Annotated in this window: 1 protein-coding gene; it reads right to left on the reverse strand. The window is 39.8% G+C overall.

Translation table 11 applies throughout. The features are described from left to right. Positions 1-2,654: DUF1542 domain-containing protein (locus HT699_RS05590; protein WP_172934164.1), on the reverse strand; the 2,654-nt coding region annotated here is incomplete at its 3' end. Positions 2,655-3,728 lie beyond the last annotated feature (1,074 nt).

Consider the following 3,728-nt stretch of genomic DNA (forward strand, 5'->3'; position numbering starts at 1 on the left):
TCGATAGCCTTGTTCGCTTTGTCAGCAGCTGCTTGAGCTTCTGCCTTAGCTTTCGCTTTTTCTTCAGCTGTTAGATCTTGGCGAGCATCGATTTCCTTATTCTTAGCAGCTAATTCATCTGCCACTGCTTGTTTAGCAGCTGCTTTAGCTACTGGAGTCACAGAAGTAACATCCGCTACACCTTTATCTTCTGCAGCGTCCACAAGTTTTTGGGTTGCTCGGGCTGCATCTTCTGTATCTTCATTATCAGGTTGAGCGTTGATTTTAGCTAATTCTGCATCAGCTAATTTTTTGGCTTCTGCTTTAGCTGCGTCTTTTTCTGCTTGACTTAGGTCTGTGCGCTTATCAATCTCATCATTTTTAGCTGTTAAGGCATTGGCAATTGCTGCCTTAGCATTCTCTTTAGCGATTGGGTTTACTTTAGAAATGGCTGTAGTGGCTTCTGTTTGCGCTTCATCTACAGCTGCATCTATCGTCGCTGCATCGATTTTCTCAGTTGCTGCCCGGGCTGCTGCGTTGGCTTTAGCAATAGCGGCTGTTTTTTCAGCTTCTGATAGATTTCTGTCTGCATTAATAGCATCTTCTTTAGCCTTACGAGCTGCTTCAATTGCCGCTTTGGCTTCAGCTTTTTTAGCTACTACTGGATTGTCTGCTGCAATGGCGGTTGTCCCTTCAGTTTGAGCTTGATCCAAGGCAGCTTTTGTTGTTAGATTAGGATCATTAATGGCTGCTAATGCTTTCTCTTTATCTGCATTTACCTTAGCGATAGCTGCTTGTTTTTCATCATCGGTAGTATTAGGATCTGCAATAGCATTAATTTCTGCAATCTTATCTTCTGCAGCCTTGTTGACTGCATCAATCGCAGGTTGTTTATTTAGGGTCGTAAACTCTGTTAGTGGTCTTCTGTCTATAGATCCATCTCTATAGGTTACTAGTAAATCATTTCCATCTTTTGCGATCGTTTGAATCTTACTATTTTGATTCTCTACTTCTTGACCGCGCTTAGACTCTAACCGTCTATCTGGATTGTTTTGAGAATATTCAAGCTTGACTTTTTCTTTTACTTTTTCAAACTCTTCCTCCGTTACAGCTGCAGGATCGGTAACGACAACCTTGTCAGCTTCCTCAGGAGTTTTTATATCGTATTTTTGAGTCTGAGGTTTGAGCACTACACGAAATGCTGCTGGATCTGAAATAGTTCCTCTGTTTACTCTAGCATCAACATTATCCTGATCAATAGCATTTACAAAACGAACTCCTAAAGCAACTCCATCCTTTTTCAGTACCTCATCTAACTTATTTTGTGGTAAACCAGGTCCTGGCGCTGGAGTTCCTGTATAACGAATAATAGCTTCTTCACCTTCTGTTGCGACTGTCTCTGAAGTAATTTTGTCTGCTTTGAAACCATATTCAACGTCTGTTTTATCTGTTGAATCTGCCGCATCTTTGAAAGATTGATTGCTTCCTTTTTTTAGAACTGCACTTTTAATCTTGCCACCATCATCTTTGATCTTGATATCAAATGAGTTTTCTTCTGCACCATACACAAATACTTCTTTTTTAGTTGGTGCTGGATCGGAATAGTCAATCTCAACTGTCGGTCTTTGATTTGTGCGTGCTACATTAGCAACTGGAACCGTATCTGTTGAACCGTCTTTATAGATTACAGTGACGTTTCTATTCTCTACTGTAACACGATCCACTACTGAATCACGACGTTCTACAACAGTTCCTTTTTTAGACTCTAGTCTAGCATCCTGGCTAGTTTTAGAGTGTTCAACTTTAAGCTGATTTTTAATTTTTTCAATATCTGCAGCGCTTAAATTGTCAATATCTGTAACACTGATTTTATCAGCATTGGTTGCTGGTTCATGGATGCTATATTTGTAGGTTTGAGATTTAAGGACAACTTTAAAGTATCCGATTGCATTAACTCCACTTCCTGCAGCAGACAGTACCTTATTTTTTTTCGATGTTACACGAAGATAACGCTCCCCTATTGATAAGTGTTGTTCCTGATTCTTAGTATAGCCAGAATTTCTCATCAAAGCATCATTAGGTTGACCAGTCATTGCTACTGTTAAAGGGAGAGGTGTCTCCGTAGTAATTTTTTTGAAATTATAACCATAACCATCAGTTACTATCGTTGCGTCTGATGTTGAAGTAAATTTTTGATTTGAACCCTTAGTTGTCTCTACATACGTAACCTTATCATCCTCATTTGATGTGATATGGAATCCAACATCTGCTTCTTCTTTATTGTAGACATAGACTTCTTTTTTGGCGTCATCTGAGAACTCTACAGTATAACTGATCCCATTTTCTGTTTTTGTTGTCCCGGCATAAGTTGGAGCGGTGGATTCCACACGAGAATCCTCATTCCCAGCTGTTGCTTCTCCATTTTCTGCACCAGTAGACGGTGCTCCATCTCCTGGGTCAGCCTCCCCCCCTCCGTTAGGGTTAGCTGCCACAGCAGCTCCGCCTTGTGAGTCTGCGCCATTCTCAGCAGCTGACACTGCTCCGTTCCCCAAAAACATAAATAGAGCCGCTACTGCCACACTGGCTGCACCAAAGCTATATTTACGAATAGAATAACGCGTGACCTTCTCACGACGCAGGCGCTCAGAACGACTCATGGATACTTTCTTGTCCATTACTTAAAATCTCCTTTAGGATTATATTTTTCTACATAAGAGAGGCTCCTCCTTCCTTATAGAAGGAGACTTCCTCTATGCATAGATTTACTTTACTATGATACATAATTACCAAGATATATGCAACTTTTTTGTTTGCTAATATTTTGCTAAAAAAAAAAAACTTTTTTTCGATTTTCGTGAATTTTATTCGGTTTTTTTATCCATATTTTTCATTATTTTATGAATTTGTTAAGGATTTACTGATTCTCATGGCATCTTATGCTCTGATTCTTTAGGATTCAATCAACCCTTAATTTCTATAAATATTATTTTTTCAAAATAACTCTATCTTTTTCACTAGCCTCGACAAAATAAGTAGAAAAAATGTAAGGGGTTGCGCCTTTTTCATTGGCATCATTTGAAGATGACAACATGCAAGGAGCCTAAAAAAGAGAAACAGCCAGTGATATCACTAGCTATTCTGATTGCTTGCCATAGAACAGAAGATAGCGGCTCCTTGCCTCTCCTGACTACTTGACTAGCCTTGACCACTTACTATAGCTGCTCAGTTTTAAACAAGCAGGTTATCAGAAAGCCATGGCCTAGCCTACTGATTTTAAACAAGGAGCATTGGATGGCATCAAAAAAGAACACAGGCCTGCCGAGGCAGCCAAAGTTTTTGATCTTGGTCTCAGAACTCTCTTCAGCTAGGAAAAGAAATGAGGTGAACAAGGACACTTAGAGAGGAAAAAGCGAGTCGTCAAAAACCGAAAGATTCCTTTAGAGGAATTGAAAGCCTTTGTAGAGGCTCATCCAGATGCTTTTTTACGGGAAATTGCGGCACATTTTGATTGTGCTGTCCCTTCAGTATGGGCAGCTTTAAAGCAGATGAAGGTCACTTCAAAAAAAGATGACGAGCTTTAAGGAACAAGACCCAGAGAAAGTCGCTGACTTCTCTAGTCTGGAGATTTTCCAATCTCCCTCCTTATGGGACAGTTCCATAGTAAAGTAAAATAGAAATAGGACAAATCAATCAGGACAATCAAATCGATTTCTAACCATGTTTTAGAAGCAGAGGTGTACTATTCTAGT

Origin of the sequence: Streptococcus sp. 1055, assembly GCF_013276815.1 — a bacterium.
In the GTDB taxonomy this organism is placed as follows: domain Bacteria; phylum Bacillota; class Bacilli; order Lactobacillales; family Streptococcaceae; genus Streptococcus; species Streptococcus pseudopneumoniae.